The following is a 16336-nucleotide window of genomic DNA, read 5'->3' on the forward strand; positions in this document are numbered from 1 at the left end:
CCATGGCCAGTGTTGAACTTGTACAGGTGGCGAAGCGCTACGGTAAACAGAGCGTGCTGCACCCGCTGGATTTAACCATCCCTGATGGCAGTTTCACTGTGCTGGTTGGCCCCTCCGGCTGCGGCAAATCAACCCTGCTGCGGCTGCTTGCCGGTCTGGATACCGTCTCTGACGGGGCGATCATGCTGGATAAAAAACGCATTAACGATCTCGATCCTGCTGACCGGGATATCGCCATGGTGTTTCAGAGCTATGCGCTCTATCCGCATCTCACCGTCGCGGAGAATCTGGCGTTTCACATGCAGGTGAAAAAGGTGAAGCGCGAGGAGCAAAAAAGCAAAATCGCCCGCATTGCCGGCATTCTCGGCATCGATCAGCTGTTGCAGCGTTATCCAAGTGCGTTGTCGGGTGGACAGCGGCAGCGCGTGGCGATGGGCCGCGCCATGGTGCGCAATCCGCAGGTGTTTCTGTTTGATGAGCCGCTTTCTAATCTTGATGCGCAGTTACGCATGGAGCTGCGGGCCGAGATTAAGTCGCTGCATCAGCGTTTCAAAACCACCATGGTCTATGTTACCCACGATCAGGTCGAGGCGATGACGCTGGCGGATCAGATTGTAGTGATGAAAGAAGGGGTCATTGTGCAACAGGGTGCGCCGCTGGCGATTTATGACCGCCCGGTAAACACCTTCGTGGCGCGGTTTATCGGGTCACCGCCGATGAATCTGCTGGATGCCCGTTTCCAGACACGCGATGGGCTGCCTGGCGTCTGCTGTGGCGAGCAGTGGCTGCCGTTGCCGCGTCGCTGGCACAGTGCGGCACAGCAGCAGGCCGATCAGCCGGTCACGCTTGGCGTACGACCCCACGATCTGATTTTTGATGCCAGCGGGCAACCGGCGGCGGTCAATATTGTTGAGATCACCGGCGAATCGACCCTGTTACATCTGAACTGGCAGGGTTTCCCGCTGCATATGCAACTGACCGGCCGCAGCGATGCCGTGCCTGGCGGCACGCTGCCGGTGACCGTTAATCCGGATAAAATGCACTTGTTTGATGCCAGCAGCGGTGTGCGGCTGACGGAGCAGTGATAAAAATAAACCCGCCAGCGGTAATGTCAGTCAGTTAAGCGACAGGTGATAACGCAGTCTGGTGCCGGGCAGGGGCTGGCGGTCCTCGCGCCGCTGCGCGGTCCCTTCACTTCATTCCTCTGCCTGACGGATCGCCGGGGATGGCACATCCTGTGCCGCCCCGCCTTTCGCCCGCGTCCTGCGGGCTCTCCTGGCAGACTCATTCTGTTCAGCGCTGCGGATTGCCTGCTCCTGCCCGGCACCAGCCTGCTCTGAAACTTCAGCGTGTATTGTTAAAAAGGGCACGAGAGTGAAGGCCTGAGCGCCTCTGCTGCTGAGAGGGTTATCCGCAGCGCTGAGGCGTGACGGTGGGCCAGAAGTCCACGCCGGGAAGCGTGGACAGGTCGGGGCCGGCCAGGGAGGGCCGATCCCCGAACGGTTCGTCGGTACGACGTCAAAGCCGAAGGTACCGCGTGAGCGGCGCGAGGACGGCCCGGCAGCAGCAGAGGTGCGCTGGCCCGCACTGCGGCTCGCTCGCCCGGAAAAAAAGGCTGTCACGTTTAACCGTGACAGCCTTTACAAATCTAATCTTAACTGATCAGCATTACGCCAGCGGCGAGTTTTTTATTTTGTGAAGCAGAGTCTGGATCAGGAAACATACGCCTGCTTACGCCAGATGAAACTGCTCTACCGTCTGTGACAGCTGCTGCGCCTGATCTTCCAGCGAACTGGCGGCAGCCGACATCTGCTGCACCAGCGCGGCATTCTGCTGGGTGACGCCATCCATTTCATTGACGGCAATCGTTACCTGGCTGATGCCACGCGCCTGTTCGCTTGATGCTGTAACAATCTCACCGATAATCCCCTGCACCGAATTCACCGCCTGCATCATCTCCTGCATGGTTTTACCGGCATCGTTTACCAGCCGGACGCCGCTCTCGACCCGCACGCTCGACTCTTCAATCAGTGCGCCGATCTCTTTCACCGCGTTCGCGCTGCGCTGGGCCAGATTACGCACTTCAGAAGCCACCACCGCAAAACCGCGTCCCTGCTCACCGGCACGTGCAGCTTCTACAGCCGCGTTCAGCGCCAGAATATTGGTCTGGAAGGCAATGCTGTTGATCATGGTTGTAATGTCGCCGATCTTTTTCGAACTGTCGTCGATCTGCGCCATGGTCTGCACCACCTCACCCACCAGCGAGGCACCACGACTGGCGATGTGGGTAGCGTTTTCAGTCAGGCTGGTTGCCTGCTGCGCGTTATCGGCATTCAGGCGAATCGTGGCGCTGATCTGCTCCATGCTGGCTGCGGTCTGCTCCAGCGCGGCGGCCTGTTGTTCGGTGCGTGACGCCAGATTGAGGTTTCCGCTGGCAATTTCACCCGCTCCCTGGCGTACTGATTCACTGGAATCTTTAATCTGCCCGACAATCTGCCGGAGCTGGCTTTGCATGGTATCCAGGGCGAAAAAGAGGCTGCTGCGATCGCCGTTTTTCACCACAATCGCGTTATCCAGCTTGCCATCGGCGACGGCCAGCGCAATATGCGCCGCTTCAGCCGGCTCACCGCCAATCGGACGCAGTACTTTACGGCTGAACAGCATGCCCAGCACCGTCCCGACCAGCAGAACGCTCACGACCATCAGGATCACCGCCCACATCAGCTGCCGGTTTGAGGCGGCCATCACCTGACTGACCGGTGCCACGACGCCCAGATACCAGGGTTTGTCGCTGTTACCTATCATCACCGGCTGCCAGGTGACTAAAGCGTCTTCACCCAGCACGGCATCAAATCGCTGGACGACTTTTGACGTAAAACCCTCTTTTTCGCCTTTCCAGGGCTTCCCGGCTTCATCTTTCACCGGCGAAGAGACCACATTCCCGCCGTTAGAAAGCAGCAGCACATAACCGCTTCCCTGCCAGGGTTTGATCTGATTCACTTTCTGTTGCAGTGATGCTAGTGAAATGTCAGAGGTAACGATCGCCTTTAAGGTGCCCTGATCGATAATCGCGGCGGCGACGGAGGTGAGCAATGTTGGCACGCCGTTATAGGCATAGCTATAGGGTTCGGTGAGCGTATCTTTTTGTGTTTTTTGCGGGATCAGATAGTAATCACCCTGACCCGGTGTCAGATAGGAGAGCAGCGGATGCATCGAGTAAGTACCTGATGCGTCACGATCGACAAAAAAGGCATAACGGCCCTGCGGTGCCTGACCCGGCTGTGAAGCGAACTCGGCATCACGGCCATCAAACGCATTCTGTTCAAATATCACTGACATCGACAGATAGTCAGGGTTAGCACGCAGCGCATACTCCATCACCTTATCGGCCGCTTTGCGATCGGTAATACCAACGTGGGGCAAGGCAATCAGACTTTGTCCAAGGTGACTCGCGACATCACGTGCATGGCTCAATTCCTGCTGTACCTGTAAGGCACGGCTCTGCGCAATCTGCTGCAGATATTGTTCGGCCAGCGCCTTCTGCTCTTTACCGGATTGCCAGCTGAGAACCCCAATCGTCACGGTAAATCCCAGCACTATCGTTAAACCACCCATGATCAGCATCTGGGCACGGGTACTCATTCTTTTCTTATGTGTTAACTGACTGACCATAGTGCTTCCCCTGAAATTTACCTGGCTCAATACCTCCTTGTAGTTATGGTGCTCCTGAGATCATCTATCGGCGGCGTTTTTTTGAACTTTAATGGCCATTTCCCAGCCGTGATGGGGGTCTCACAGCGCGTGATTACGGGAAGTTGATCGCAAAGGGATTATGGCGCTGCGAATGAACGGCCTTTTTTTGATCTGCAACAATACTGGTGCCCGCCATTACTGTCAGTTTATGTCAACAGTTGCTGTAGCCCCCTTATCGCAGTGGAGATAGAACAATGATCGGTAAATCAGGATTAGCTATCGGGATGGTTGTCTGGCTGGCGTATGTCGCCTGGATCGTTCACTACTATTCAGACACCTTTATGCAGTTCTCCCGCTAAGCAAACAGGACCTTCGGGTCCTTTTTTTTGCCCTCACTTCAGCCGGGTTGGCCTGTGAGCCAAATATTCGCTATTATCGACTCATTCTGTGAGCCGAATAACCTTCTTTATTCGGCTCATCCACCCTTAGCGTGAGCCGATTATGAGCGTTACCTGGATCTGGCAACAGCCGGACTGGCCCCGTTTTCAGTGGCAGGACGCCGTGCTGTTACCGCGCCTGCGCCATCTGCAGCAGCAGCGCGGATTGCTGCTGGGCCGTGCCAGCCTGCATTCAGACAGTGAAACCCAGACGCTGGATACCCTGCTCAGCAATATCCTCTCCTCTTCCGCGATTGAAGAGGAGCGGGTCAACGTGCAATCGGTCCGCTCATCGCTGGCGCGTCGGTTAGGCGTGACGGAAGAGCAGCCCTATCCGGTCTCCGATCGTTCAGAAGGCCTGGCTGCCATGATGCTCGATGCCATCAACAACCGCAGCCAGCCGCTGACGCCTGAGCGTCTCTGTCAGTGGCATCGCTGGCTTTTCCCGGCCGATGAGTGGACGGTGCAGCGCCTGAGCGTCGGCACGCTGCGCGGCAGTGAGCCGATGCAGGTCATCTCAGGTCGCATCGATCGTCCCACGGTGCATTTTGAAGCGCCGCCGCGACAGGGACTGGAGCCGCAGCTGGCGCAGTTTATTGAGTGGTTCAACAGCAGTCAGCATGATGTGATGCTGGACCCGTTGCTGCGCGCCGCCATCTGCCACCTCTGGTTTGTCACCCTGCACCCTTTTGATGATGGTAATGGTCGTATCACGCGCGCGTTAACCGATCTGGCGCTGGCGCAGGCCGACAGTCAGAGCATCCGGCTGTATGCCATGTCACCCGCCATTCTGACGCAGCGTGCCGGTTATTACCGCATCCTTGAGCAGACGCAGAAAGGCGGCCTGGATATCACTCACTGGCTGGTGTGGTTTCTTGATATCCTGGATGAGAGTCTGCAACAGGCGATGAACGTCATCGATCGCACTCAGATGAAAGCGCGTTTCTGGCTGCGGCATCAGGGAATGGGATTGAGTCCGGAACAGGTGAAAGTGCTGAACCGGCTGCTGGATGGCGGCGAGCAGGGTTTCGAACTGGGGATCAGCGCCAGTCAGTACCAGAAGGTCGCCAAAGTGAGTAAAGCCACCGCGACCCGTCATCTGGCCGATCTGGTTGAAAAAGGCTGCCTTTACCGGCTCGAAGGCGGAGGCAGGAGTACCCGCTATCAGGTTAACACCCACGAGACGCCCTGAGCCGGGCTGTTTTGACTGCTAACCGGGAGTACATGCGATCGTTGTGATCTACTCCTGAGTGCGGGAATTACTCTTTAAGTGAAGCCCCGTTGGTCGCAATGACCTCTTTATACCAGTAAAAGCTTTTCTTCCGGCTGCGGGCCAGCGAACCTTCCCCGGTATCATCGCGGTCAACATAAATAAAACCGTAACGCTTAGACAATTCGGCTTTTGATGCGCTGACAAGATCGATAGGTCCCCAGCTGGTATAACCCATGACCTCCACGCCATCGTCAATGGCCTCACGCACCTGAACCAGATGATCGTTGAGGTAGCTGATGCGATAGTCATCCTGCACGACGCCCGTTGCATCCGGTATGTCTTTGGCGCCCAGTCCGTTCTCAACAATAAACAGCGGCTTCTGATAACGATCCCACAGCAGATTCAGTAAGGTCCGCAAGCCCACCGGGTCAATCTGCCAGCCCCATTCAGAACTCTGCAGGTGAGGATTGGGCACCATGCTCAGAATGTTACCCCGCATCTGCTGATTCAGTGTCTCATCGGCGGTCACGCAGCCGGACATGTAATAGCTGAACGAGATAAAATCGACGGTCGACTGGAGTATCTGGCGATCGGCATCCGTGACATCCAGCTGAATATTATTTTCACGAAAGAACCGCAACATATAGCCCGGATAAACACCACGGCACTGAACATCGCCAAAAAATTGCCATTTCCGGTTCTCCTGCAGCGCTTCCAGCACATCATCAGGCTTACAACTGAGTGGATAGACCAGCCCTCCCAGCAGCATATTGCCAATGCTGGCGTCCGGGTTAATCTCGCGGCAGGCTTTCACCGCCAGCGCACTGGCGACCAGTTGATGATGAATTGCCTGATACACCTCAGCTTTGCTGCTGGTTTCCGGCAGACCCACACCGGTCATCGGCGCGTGAAGCGACATGTTAATTTCGTTAAAGGTCAACCAGAGTCTGACTTTCTGCCGGTAGCGGGCAAACACCGTACGGGCATAATGCTCAAAGAAGCCAATCACCTGGCGGTTACCCCAGCCACCATACTGCTTCACCAGGTGCCAGGGCATCTCATAATGTGACAACGTAACAAGTGGAGTAATGTGATGTGCGGCAAGCTCATCGAATAACCGGTCATAAAAGGCCAGACCGGCCTCGTTAGGTTGTTGCTCGTCACCGTTCGGAAAGATGCGCGTCCATGCGATTGAAACCCGCAGACAGCTGAACCCCATCTCTGCAAACAGCCTGATATCGTCCGGGTAGCGGTGGTAAAAGTCGATCGCGATGTCTTTGAGGCTTTGGCTGCCCTCAACGCGCTCCGATACCGGGCCAAAGATTCCCTGTGGCTGAACGTCAGAGGTTGAGAGGCCTTTGCCCTCTTCCCGCCATGCGCCTTCAACCTGATTAGCGGCAACAGCACCGCCCCATAAAAATGAATCCGGGAAAGTTTTCATCCTGTTCTCCTTTTATTGACGAGTGACGCTGAGTAAAGGCGTACCTGCAGTGACCGCGGTCCCTGCCACAGTCATCACCTCAGGATACTCATCGCTGTTAGTGATAATGATCGGTGTTGCCAGGTCATATCCGGCATCAAGAATGGCCTGACGATCGAACTCCAGCAGCAGATCGCCGGCCCTGAATGTGTCGCCCACTTTTACATGTGCCGTGAAAGGTTTGCCGTCGAGCCTGACGGTATCGATACCCACATGGATCAACAGCTCAATCCCGCTGTGACTCAGCAGCCCTATGGCGTGTCGGGTCTGAAACAGGGAGGCCACCTCACCCGCAAAAGGCGCAATCACTTTGTTGTCGGAAGGGATGATGGCCAAACCCTGTCCCAGCAGGCCACTGGCGAAGGTTGGATCGGGAGTCTGACCAAGCCCCAGAACGGTGCCCGTCATCGGTGACAGAATGTCATCTTCGCCAGGGGTAATCGGGAGCGCTGCGTCTGGCGCCGTGTTTCGGGGCATGCCCGCTACCAGCGTCATGCCGCAACCCAGTGTCAGCGCGAGTAGCGTCCCGGCAATACCGCCCCATAACGTGGAATCCACACCGCCAGGTGGGATCATCTGTGCGATGGTAAAGATGTTGGCAAAACCAAATGAATAAACGTGGGTGCTGCTGAGGCCGACAATGGCACCGCCAATAGCGCCCGCCACGCAGCCAAAGATAAAGGGACGGCGCAGCGGCAGATTAACGCCATAGACAGCCGGTTCAGTGATACCAAAGATCCCTGCGGTCACGGATGAACCCGCCAGCATCTTCTGTCGTGCATCCCGACTGCGCAGAAACACCCCCAGCGCCGCGCCAACCTGGCCCATGACAGCAGGCAATAGCATGGGCAGCATTGAGTCATGCCCCAGTACGGCAAGATTGTTGATCATCAGCGGCACCAGTCCCCAGTGCAAACCAAAAATCACACAGACCTGCCACAACGCGCCCAGGGCGGCACCAGCCAGCCAGGGTGCCAGCGCATAAATCCACTGGTAACCGTTTGCCAGTATCTGACTTAAGCCTGTGGCCAGTGGGCCAATCACCAGGAAGGTCAGCGGCACGGTGACGCTCAGGCAGATTAATGGCGCAAAGAAGTTTTTCATGGAGGCGGGAAGTCGCCGGCTGCTCTGTTTTTCCAGCCAGCAACTTACCCAGGCAGCGAGAATAATCGGGATAACCGACGCACTGTAATTAAACCAGGTTACAGGGATGCCGAGAAACGCGTCCGTCATTTCACCGGACTGCTGGCTGGCATTAAAAGCTGCAATCATCGTCGGGTGGGTCAGCGCCCCGCCAATCACCATGGTAATAAATGGATTGCCGCCAAATTTCTTCCCGGCGGTGTAGCCCAGCACCAGAGGAAAGAAGAAAAACAGGGCATCACTGGCTGCAAACCAGATTTTATACGTTCCACTTTCAACAGAAAGCCAGCCACAGACCACGGCCAGCGCCAGTAAACCTTTTAGGATCCCGGAGGCGGCGAGAATGCCGATAAACGGGGTAAAAATGCCTGATACAATGTCGATCAGATGATTGAAAACATTACCCCCGGTCTTTTCCCCTTCTGTTGCTGCAGAAAGCTCATCAGCCAGGCCCGCTTCACTACGCACAGCCTGCCAGACATCATGAACGTGGTTGCCAATCACCACCTGAAACTGCCCGCCGCTTTCAACGACCATAATAACGCCCGGATTTTTCTTTAGCCCTTCAGCGTCGGCTTTATGGTTGTCTTTCAGTTTGAAGCGTAACCGGGTGGCACAATGAACCAGAGTTACGATGTTCTCCCGGCCACCAATATGGCTGAGGATATCCTGCGCCAGCGTGTGATATTCCATCTCGATTTCCTTACAACCGATGCCTGCGGACATCAGTTAACTGAGCCAAAAATGAAAAAAACCTGAGAACGTCCTCCTTTCAGAGGCCGCGCTCAGGTTTTGCCTGCGTAAAGCAGTAACAATCCGGTTTATGGAGCTTATTGCCCCTCTTTTCTCACCCGTTCGATGTTAATGGCGAGAAACATGATCTCTTCTGCGGTCAGATCACGCTGATAGCTTTGTTGCAGATGCTGCGCGATTTTCACCGCACATTTCCAGGCTTTGGGATAGTTATCTTTTACTGCTGTATGCAGCGATACATCGTCATCGTCCACCACGGTACGCGTCAGCATCCGCTGAGCAAAAAACTTCAGATGAGTGACAAAACGCTGGTAACTCAGCGACGATTCGATGTACTCCAGCTGCAGTTGATACTTCACCAGTTGCAGAATCTCCTGTATAACCCGGGTGACATGCATCACTTCCGGCATTTCATTATTGAGCTGCGCCGTCACCAGATGTAGCGCGATAAATCCGGCTTCATCCTCCGCCAGTTCGACATTCAGACGACGTGAAATGATAGCCCTGGCCTCCTGACCCAGTTCGAACTCCTTGGGGTAGAGGCGTTTGATATCCCATAGCAAAACATTTTTAATTGCCAGACCTTTTTTCTGCCTTTCAATGGCAAAGTAGCAGTGGTCGGTCAACGTGATATACAGGCTCTCCTGCAATGTCCCCAGACGTTGTGTTGCCAGATCAATAATGCGGTCGCAGGTGGTCATCACTTCAGGAGGGATCTGGTGTAACAACTCCTCCAGACGACGTACCAGCAGATCACTTTGCAGCGCAAATACCTTCTCAATGTGCGCAGCGTTGAGACTGTCACCGATGCGCTTCTGGAAAGCCAGTCCACGCCCCATCACGACCTGTTCGCGTCCCTGCTCATCCTGAACCATCACCACGTTGTTATTAAGAATTTTGGCGATTTTCATCGGAACCCCAGAAACAAAAAAACCTGACATCCGACAGAGGCCAGAAGTCAGGTTTTGCCTGCCTAAGCAGTAACAATCCAGTTCGGGAACTCTATCAGTTTTAGTCGTGACCTCAATCTGTCAGGGCAAAAAGCGTGACAGCGATCGAAATCCTCTTATTAACTTAAAAAGTGACTACCGTGTTGAGTTCAGTCACCCAGGCATCCTGCGTGTGGCGATACCCGCCGGACGAGACCAGTATTAAAGCCCAGGGTGCGGTTCCGGGCAGCAAAAGGGGTATGACGCTCAGTGGAATGAAAACTCACGTTATGGGAGGAAGATAGTCATGTGAGGAAGGTCGTCTGAAAAATCGACTAATGGACTGCAGTGTTCATTAACTGCCATTTAGCGATTAAAAACACAACGCTTTGAACGCTTTTGTCATTGATCACAATGTTTTGATTTATCTGACGAAAAGCCCTTAATGTGTGAAATCGTTCTGTTGAGCGTCAGACCCCGTTATGCAGGGTAAAAGAGTGGAGGAAGATTATCTGTAAAAAAGTTAGCAGGAGAACAGCTCAAACCGCCATTCAGAAACAGCAACGCCGGAAGGTTCGCTTCCGGCGCTGTTGAGATTACGCGGCTTTAACGGCGCGTACTTTCTTTGCAGCAGGCTCTTCCTGCGGCTCATCCGCGCTATCGTCTGAGACAGCTTCTGGCTGAGAGACGGGTGCTGCTGCCGCTTCCGGCAGTTTGCTGGTGCGCAGAATATGCTGAACCGCATCTTTTTGCTCTGCAATCAGCAGGCCCAGCGTTTCAGCCTGAGATTCTTCCAGTGCAGGTTGATGCTGTAACAGCCAGTCGGTGAAGGCTTCGGCCATATCGAGCATTTTGTCGTAGGCATCGGCCTCTTTCTTATTGGCAAACGTCATCTTCTCTTCACCCTTTCTGACTACTACAAATTTTGTTTCAACAGCCATCTTCTCGCCCTCAGGTACTGTGTATGCATACAGTATATCATGCCGATCCTGCTTTGCCAGCAGAGAATAGAGTTTATCGGTTGTGCACGGGCTAACCTTAACCTGGCACAGGCTTTTTTCATTTTTCCTGACGCATTCTCCGCCGCGAGGGCCGGCGGTTACACCAGCAGCTCTTCAAGAAACATCGCCAATGCCTTACGGGGATCGTCCTCTTCCGAGACGATCACCTCAATCCCCCACTGCCCCAGCACCTCTTTGGCCACCGGGTTGTTCCGGTTAGTGAACAGGTACGATTTTGGCCGGGCGGTTGCCAGCCCGGTGCGGCCCCACATCTTGGTCAGACGGTAAAACAGCAGGCGAATATTGAAATCACTGATGCTGTAGCCGACAAACAGCACTGAGTTGCCCATCACATCGTGAGTCAGTTTGATGTCGAGCGGCGAATCAAAATAGAGGCGTTCAAAATAGCTGCTCTCATCGAGCACGATTGAGGTGTCATCATCAAAATCACCGTGCAGCTTGATGATGTGACGCTTATCTTCGGTGAGAGAAACCAGGTCCGCGGCGTTTGCCACTTTATAATAGGGTACGCCGTGCGCTTCATGCGCCGCTTCCAGCCAGCGATCGTAATTGGTGGTGTAGATACGCGAGAAGTTACCCTGGGTAATCATGGTATGAATTTCAGAAGAGCGGACATCAATATCGGGGCGATGCCATTCGCGATCCATCCAGCTGCGCAGCGGGCCAAGCGAACCTTTTTTCTGTTTGTAATACTCCGCCAGCGACAGGTGCGTGCCATAGGTATTAAAGATTTTTGGATCGTAACCCAGCTCATTAGCAAGATGCGCAATCAGTTCATGCCACTCGGGCAGGCCAAAATTGCGCGAAATACCGGCACCGGCAAACAGAATCAGTTTGCCGGAATCATAGGCGCGTTTGAGTTCAGGTTTCATGCCATGCCCCGCGAGGTTTTTAAAAAGGTGGCGAAGCGATCCAGCGCGATGCGCCGCATCGAGATCTCATTCTTGAGTTCGCCCATTTCAGCAAACGTCTGCTCATAGCCTTCGGGAATAAAGACGCAGTCCCACTGGAAGCCACGCGTTCCGGCAGGTTTCGCGGCGATGGTGCCGCGCAGTTCACCCGAAAACTGGTACATTTTGCGGCCATCGCAGTAGCCAAGCACCGTTTTGGCCGTCACGGCCTGGCTGTCGAGCCCCTGCACCAGCGCGGTAAAGCGCTCAGCGTCCAGGCGGTTCCAGAAGATGCGGGTCAGACCGGCGGGCAGGCCATTGAGGCCATCCAGATAGAGGCCGGTATGCTCTACAAATAGCGGTCGCCCAATCAGCGAAAAGGCTTTGGTCAGTTTGTCGCGTACCAGGTCGAGTTCGTTTTCAGTCTGAATTTCTTCGATGCGACGGGCGATGGGCAGAACTTCGACCCCGACAGGTTCGAGTATTTTGCGCACCTCCGCCAGCTTTTGCTCATTGGCAGAAAGGAATCTGATTTTCATGGGGCTTCCAGGTCAATTACTCCGCCACGCAGTGAGGATTTTACGGAAACAGGCGGGCAGGATAAATCACTAACGCTGGAGAGTGTAGTTCAATTCTGTGCTCATCAGGTTGAAGTGCGCAGAACCGGCCGCAGCAGGCGAGCCGGTTCTGCAGACTCAGTAAACAATGCCGGGTGGATTCACCGTGGACTGAGTGATGGCTTCATCCTGTTCGCCCCAGCGTGCCAGCACCTGCTGATACTGCCCGCCTGCGATGGTGCCATCCAGCGCAGCCTGCAGCGCAGGTGCCAGGCCATTGCCCTTTTTGGTGGTCACGGCGACCCAAGCGCGAAACGGTCCGCTGCCAACCAGCTTTGTCTGTCCGCGTGACGCCACTTTCCAGGCCGCCATAGAGTGAGGGCCAAACATCGCATCTGCCCGTCCCGACAGCAACGTCAGCGTCGCGGAGGCATCATCAGTCAGGTAAATCGGCGTTACCGCAGGCAAACCTTTAGCCCGGTTCTGCTCATCCCAGCTCAGTAAAATACGCTCCTGATTGGTGCCCGAGGCGACGATAATCCGTTTACCGGCAATATCCGCCGGACTATTAATCTTGCTGATATGACTGTCGCTTTTCACCGCAAAAGCGTGGTTGTCGGCGCGATACGTCGCAAAATCGAACTTCTTCTTGCGCTCTTCGGTCACGGCAATATTGAACATCGCGACATCATAGCGTCCGGCGCTGAGACCCAGCGGCCAGTCCTCCCAGGAAGCCGGAACCAGCCTGAGTTTCAGCCCCAGGCTATCAGCAAGGAGTCGGGCGATATCGGGATCGCTGCCGATCCGCGTGACGTTATCAGACGCCAGCAGCGACAGCGGCGGCGAGTTGGTCGCTGAGGTAGCGACCGTCAGGGTGCCCGGTTCGATAAAACGGTAATTGGCCGGAATTTTACCAATAGCCTGCGGATTGGCCGGGGCATGAATCGGCGTCTCGTTTTGCAGGACATCGAGCTTCTCAGCCGCAGAACAGGCCAGCGCCGGAAGCAGCGTCAGAACCGTTAACGTTAATGCCCTCATAACACGCGCGCCAGAAAGCGTCGGGTGCGCTCATGACGCGGATTATTGAGCACCTGGGTGGTGCTGCCCTGCTCCACAATCCGGCCATCCACCATAAAGACCACGTTGTCCGCCACTTCACGGGCAAAGCCGATCTCATGCGTCACAATCACCAGCGTGGTGCCGGAACGCGCCAGCTTTTTAATTACATCCAGCACTTCGCCCACCAGTTCAGGATCCAGCGCAGAGGTTGGCTCATCGAACAACATGACCCGTGGATTGAGCATCAGCGCACGCGCAATCGCGATGCGCTGTTGCTGCCCGCCCGACAGGTGACGCGGCCACGCATCGGCTTTATGCCGCAGGCCCACAATATCCAGCAGTTCGCCTGCACGCTGTATCGCTTCCGGTTTCGTTAACTGACGATGGGCAATCGGCGCTTCAATCAGGTTATCCAGCACGCTGAGGTGTGGGAACAGATTGAAGTTCTGGAACACGTAGCCGACGTTGATGCGCTGGCGCAGAATCGCCTTCTCTTTCAGTTCATACAGCTTATTGCCGCGCTGCTGATAGCCGATGTAGTCGCCATCAATCTGAATAAATCCTTCGTCGACCCGTTCCAGATGATTGATGGTGCGCAGCAGCGTGGATTTACCGGAGCCGGACGGCCCGAGGATCACCGTGACGGACCCCGGTGCCAGTGACAGCGATACATCATCCAGCGCTTTATGTTTACCAAATCGTTTACTGACACCAGTGATGCTGATGGCACCGGTTGTGTGTGAGGTGCGGTAATCAATGGCTTCGGACATGGCTGATCTCCTCGGTCGGATGAAGTGGCGTGACGCGGTTGCGCCATTGTCGCCAGCGCGACGGTTGCGGTTCACGGGTGACGCTGCGGGCCATCCAGCGTTCGGCGTTGTACTGAATCACGGACAACACGGTGGTGATAATCAGATACCAGGCGGCACCGACCATCAGCAGTGGGATCACTTCCTGATTGCGGTTGTAGATCATCTGGATGGTGTAGAACAGCTCCGGCATCGCCAGCACATAAACCACGGATGTGCCTTTCGCCAGACTGATGATCTCGTTGAACGCGGTGGGAATAATGGCGCGCAGCGCCTGCGGCAGAATGATGCGGAAGGTGCGGCGTGTGGCGGAGAGACCCAGCGCGGACGCGGCTTCCACCTGACCGTGATCGACGCCGAGGATCCCGCCGCGAATAATTTCCGCGCTGTAGGCCGCCTGCACCAGCGTCAGACCGATAACGGCTGCCTGAAACTGCCCCAGCACGTTAATCGTCTGATACGCCCCCCAGGAGAGGCCGGTAAACGGAATGCCGACAGACAGGGTGTCGTAGAGATAGGAGAAGTTATAAAGAATGATCAGTACCACAATCAGCGGCAGTGATCTGAACAGCCAGATATAACCCCACGCCAGTGTACTCAGCAGCCACGATGAGGAGAGACGTGCCAGCGCCAGCAGACCGCCCAGAAACAGACTGAATATCGTACCCAGCAGCGTCAGCAGCAGCGTCTGGCCCAGACCGTGGAGGATCACCGGATCAAAGAACCAGCGGGCAAACACGCTCCATTCCCAGCGCGGATTAAAGGCCACTGACTGCACCACGCCTGCCAGAATAAACAGCGCAACGATAGCCCCTGCCGTGCGTGCCGGGTAGCGTGCCGGCACCACCTGCAGATGTTGATGTTTGCTCATGGTCACCTCTTAACTTGCCGCGGCGACGTTATAGACGCCGATCACTTTGATAAAACGCAGTCGTCCGTCGTGCGGCGGCTGGCCATAACGCTCCAGATCCCCGCTGAGATCGAACTGTGGCTGATAACCGTGACCGGTATAGAGCCGCACCGCCTCCGGCTGACGGAAGCCGGTGGTGAGAAACAGCCGCTGATAGCCCGCCTGTAAGGCGCGACGCTCCAGCTCCTGTAACACCACCAGCGCCAGCCCCTGACGCCGCAGATCGCTGCGGGTCCAGATGCGCTTCAGCTCGGCGGTCTGCGGGTCATAGGGTTTATAAGCGCCCATCGCGATGATCTCGCCGTCACGCTCCAGCACGATAAACAGCCCCTGCGGCGGCAGATACCATTCGGTCAGCTCCTGTTCCAGCTCGTTACGACGGGAAAAATAGTCGCCATAGCGTGCGGAATATTCGCCAAACAGGCCGCCCAGGATCGGTTGCAATTCCGGCGCGTCGGGTGAAACTTCGCGAAAAGTGGATTCACTCATGGTCAGCTCCTTAGTCGCCCAGCCCGGCGGGATTGATTTCAGAACGATCGATCTTCTCAACACCTTCACCCCAGCGGTTCAGCACCTTCTGATAGTCACCGTTGCCGATCACGCCGTTCAGCGCGGTGCTGATCGGTTCCGCCAGGCCGCTGCCTTTCTTCACGGTAACGGCAATGTGCGCCGCTTTGGGCCAGCCGCCATCGACGCTGCCGACCAGACGGGTTTTACCGGTCAGTACCGCTTTCCAGGCACCAATCACATTGGGACCAAAGTAGGCATCAGCCCGGCCAGCCTGCAGCGCCAGCGTCTGTGCGGCATCATCTTTGGTATATACCGGCGTAAAGGCTTTCAGTCCCTTTGCCTGATTCTCTTTATCCCACGCCAGCAGAATCGCCTCCTGATTTGTGCCGGATCCCACAATGATCCTCAGCCCGGCAATATCTTCTGCTTTGGTCAGTGACTTTATCGGGCTGCTGGTTTTGACATAAAAGCCCAGTGAATCTTTGCGGTAGGTGGCGAAGTCGAACTTCTCTTTACGATCTTTGGTCACGGTAATGTTGGAGATCGCCGCGTCATACTTGCCCGAGGCCACGCCCAGCGGCCAGTCTTCCCAGGACGCTGGCACCACGTTGAGTTTTAATCCCAGGCTGTCAGCCACCAGCCGGGCAATATCCACTTCGCTGCCAAGCAGGGTTTTGTTGTCATCGGAAAACACCGTTAACGGCGGGGAGTTCAGCGCTGCGACTGCCACGGTAAAGGAACCCGGCACCACAAAACGATGACCCGCAGGCAGTTGCGCGATCGCCTCCGGATTCTTCACGGTATTGATCGGCGCTTTGTTAGCTTCAAGGCTGACGCGCTGGCCGTTATAGGAGACGCTGGTATCTTCAGCCAGCGCATGGCTACTGGCCGCCAGAATAAGCAGGGCGATAAGACGCGATGTTTTGTTCAT

At 55.6% G+C, this 16336-nt stretch carries 14 protein-coding genes; 2 read left to right on the plus strand and 12 right to left on the minus strand.

Features of this window, described 5'->3' with window-relative positions:
- Window positions 1–2: 2 nt before the first annotated feature.
- On the plus strand, window positions 3–1085 hold the full coding sequence (locus LC417_RS12515; protein ID WP_223565925.1) for an ABC transporter ATP-binding protein: 1083 nt from the start codon (window positions 3–5) through the stop codon (window positions 1083–1085).
- Between the two features lie 646 nt (window positions 1086–1731).
- Here the strand turns inward: LC417_RS12515 and LC417_RS12520 are convergent.
- Window positions 1732–3672 (minus strand): methyl-accepting chemotaxis protein, encoded by a 1941-nt coding sequence (locus tag LC417_RS12520; RefSeq protein ID WP_223565926.1) that lies wholly within the window; start codon window positions 3670–3672, stop codon window positions 1732–1734.
- A 522-nt stretch (window positions 3673–4194) separates the two neighbouring features.
- Between LC417_RS12520 and LC417_RS12525 the strand changes: the two genes are divergently transcribed.
- A complete protein-coding gene (locus LC417_RS12525; protein ID WP_163641349.1) occupies window positions 4195–5322 on the plus strand; it encodes a Fic family protein in 1128 nt (375 codons plus the stop codon).
- A 67-nt stretch (window positions 5323–5389) separates the two neighbouring features.
- Here the strand turns inward: LC417_RS12525 and LC417_RS12530 are convergent, their stop codons facing one another.
- From LC417_RS12530 to LC417_RS12580, 11 genes are all read right to left on the minus strand, one after another.
- Window positions 5390–6784: a glycoside hydrolase family 1 protein gene (locus tag LC417_RS12530; RefSeq protein ID WP_223565927.1), complete on the minus strand. Its 1395-nt coding sequence runs from the start codon at window positions 6782–6784 to the stop codon at window positions 5390–5392.
- 12 nt (window positions 6785–6796) lie between these two features.
- Window positions 6797–8659, minus strand: a complete 1863-nt coding sequence (bglF, locus tag LC417_RS12535; RefSeq protein ID WP_223565928.1) for a PTS beta-glucoside transporter subunit IIABC — start codon at window positions 8657–8659, stop codon at window positions 6797–6799.
- A 137-nt stretch (window positions 8660–8796) separates the two neighbouring features.
- Window positions 8797–9630, minus strand: coding sequence for a BglG family transcription antiterminator LicT (licT, locus tag LC417_RS12540; protein ID WP_223565929.1), 834 nt, complete (start codon window positions 9628–9630; stop codon window positions 8797–8799).
- A 614-nt stretch (window positions 9631–10244) separates the two neighbouring features.
- Entirely contained in the window at window positions 10245–10589 is a 345-nt protein-coding gene (locus LC417_RS12545; protein WP_111534203.1) for a YebG family protein, read from the minus strand.
- 158 nt (window positions 10590–10747) lie between these two features.
- The gene (locus LC417_RS12550) at window positions 10748–11542 is read right to left on the minus strand and encodes an SIR2 family protein (protein WP_010247078.1); all 795 of its coding nucleotides are present in this window, start codon (window positions 11540–11542) and stop codon (window positions 10748–10750) included.
- The gene (locus LC417_RS12555; RefSeq protein WP_010247077.1) at window positions 11539–12099 is read right to left on the minus strand and encodes a non-canonical purine NTP pyrophosphatase; all 561 of its coding nucleotides are present in this window, start codon (window positions 12097–12099) and stop codon (window positions 11539–11541) included. Before LC417_RS12555 ends, LC417_RS12550 begins: the two co-directional genes overlap by 4 nt.
- Before the next feature lie 156 nt (window positions 12100–12255).
- Window positions 12256–13155, minus strand: coding sequence for an ABC transporter substrate-binding protein (locus tag LC417_RS12560; RefSeq protein WP_223565930.1), 900 nt, complete (start codon window positions 13153–13155; stop codon window positions 12256–12258).
- The gene (locus LC417_RS12565) at window positions 13152–13946 is read right to left on the minus strand and encodes an amino acid ABC transporter ATP-binding protein (RefSeq protein ID WP_010247075.1); all 795 of its coding nucleotides are present in this window, start codon (window positions 13944–13946) and stop codon (window positions 13152–13154) included. Before LC417_RS12565 ends, LC417_RS12560 begins: the two co-directional genes overlap by 4 nt.
- Window positions 13930–14856, minus strand: coding sequence for an amino acid ABC transporter permease (locus LC417_RS12570; RefSeq protein WP_010247074.1), 927 nt, complete (start codon window positions 14854–14856; stop codon window positions 13930–13932). Before LC417_RS12570 ends, LC417_RS12565 begins: the two co-directional genes overlap by 17 nt.
- A gap of 9 nt (window positions 14857–14865) precedes the next feature.
- Window positions 14866–15384 (minus strand): GNAT family N-acetyltransferase, encoded by a 519-nt coding sequence (locus tag LC417_RS12575; protein WP_010247073.1) that lies wholly within the window; start codon window positions 15382–15384, stop codon window positions 14866–14868.
- 10 nt (window positions 15385–15394) lie between these two features.
- Complete coding sequence (locus LC417_RS12580) at window positions 15395–16336, minus strand: ABC transporter substrate-binding protein (RefSeq protein WP_223565931.1); 942 nt, start codon at window positions 16334–16336, stop codon at window positions 15395–15397.

Origin of the sequence: Pantoea sp. OVA07A (assembly GCF_019969975.1) — a bacterium.
GTDB lineage: Bacteria > Pseudomonadota > Gammaproteobacteria > Enterobacterales > Enterobacteriaceae > Pantoea > Pantoea agglomerans.

Coding starts and splice junctions, on each gene's coding strand:
- LC417_RS12515 (WP_223565925.1), top strand. CDS start 3: ATGGCCAGTGTTGAACTTGTACAGGTGGCGAAGCGCTACGGTAAACAG.
- LC417_RS12520 (WP_223565926.1), bottom strand. CDS start 3,672: ATGGTCAGTCAGTTAACACATAAGAAAAGAATGAGTACCCGTGCCCAG.
- LC417_RS12525 (WP_163641349.1), top strand. CDS start 4,195: ATGAGCGTTACCTGGATCTGGCAACAGCCGGACTGGCCCCGTTTTCAG.
- LC417_RS12530 (WP_223565927.1), bottom strand. CDS start 6,784: ATGAAAACTTTCCCGGATTCATTTTTATGGGGCGGTGCTGTTGCCGCT.
- bglF (WP_223565928.1), bottom strand. CDS start 8,659: ATGGAATATCACACGCTGGCGCAGGATATCCTCAGCCATATTGGTGGC.
- licT (WP_223565929.1), bottom strand. CDS start 9,630: ATGAAAATCGCCAAAATTCTTAATAACAACGTGGTGATGGTTCAGGAT.
- LC417_RS12545 (WP_111534203.1), bottom strand. CDS start 10,589: ATGGCTGTTGAAACAAAATTTGTAGTAGTCAGAAAGGGTGAAGAGAAG.
- LC417_RS12550 (WP_010247078.1), bottom strand. CDS start 11,542: ATGAAACCTGAACTCAAACGCGCCTATGATTCCGGCAAACTGATTCTG.
- LC417_RS12555 (WP_010247077.1), bottom strand. CDS start 12,099: ATGAAAATCAGATTCCTTTCTGCCAATGAGCAAAAGCTGGCGGAGGTG.
- LC417_RS12560 (WP_223565930.1), bottom strand. CDS start 13,155: ATGAGGGCATTAACGTTAACGGTTCTGACGCTGCTTCCGGCGCTGGCC.
- LC417_RS12565 (WP_010247075.1), bottom strand. CDS start 13,946: ATGTCCGAAGCCATTGATTACCGCACCTCACACACAACCGGTGCCATC.
- LC417_RS12570 (WP_010247074.1), bottom strand. CDS start 14,856: ATGAGCAAACATCAACATCTGCAGGTGGTGCCGGCACGCTACCCGGCA.
- LC417_RS12575 (WP_010247073.1), bottom strand. CDS start 15,384: ATGAGTGAATCCACTTTTCGCGAAGTTTCACCCGACGCGCCGGAATTG.
- LC417_RS12580 (WP_223565931.1), bottom strand. CDS start 16,336: ATGAACAAAACATCGCGTCTTATCGCCCTGCTTATTCTGGCGGCCAGT.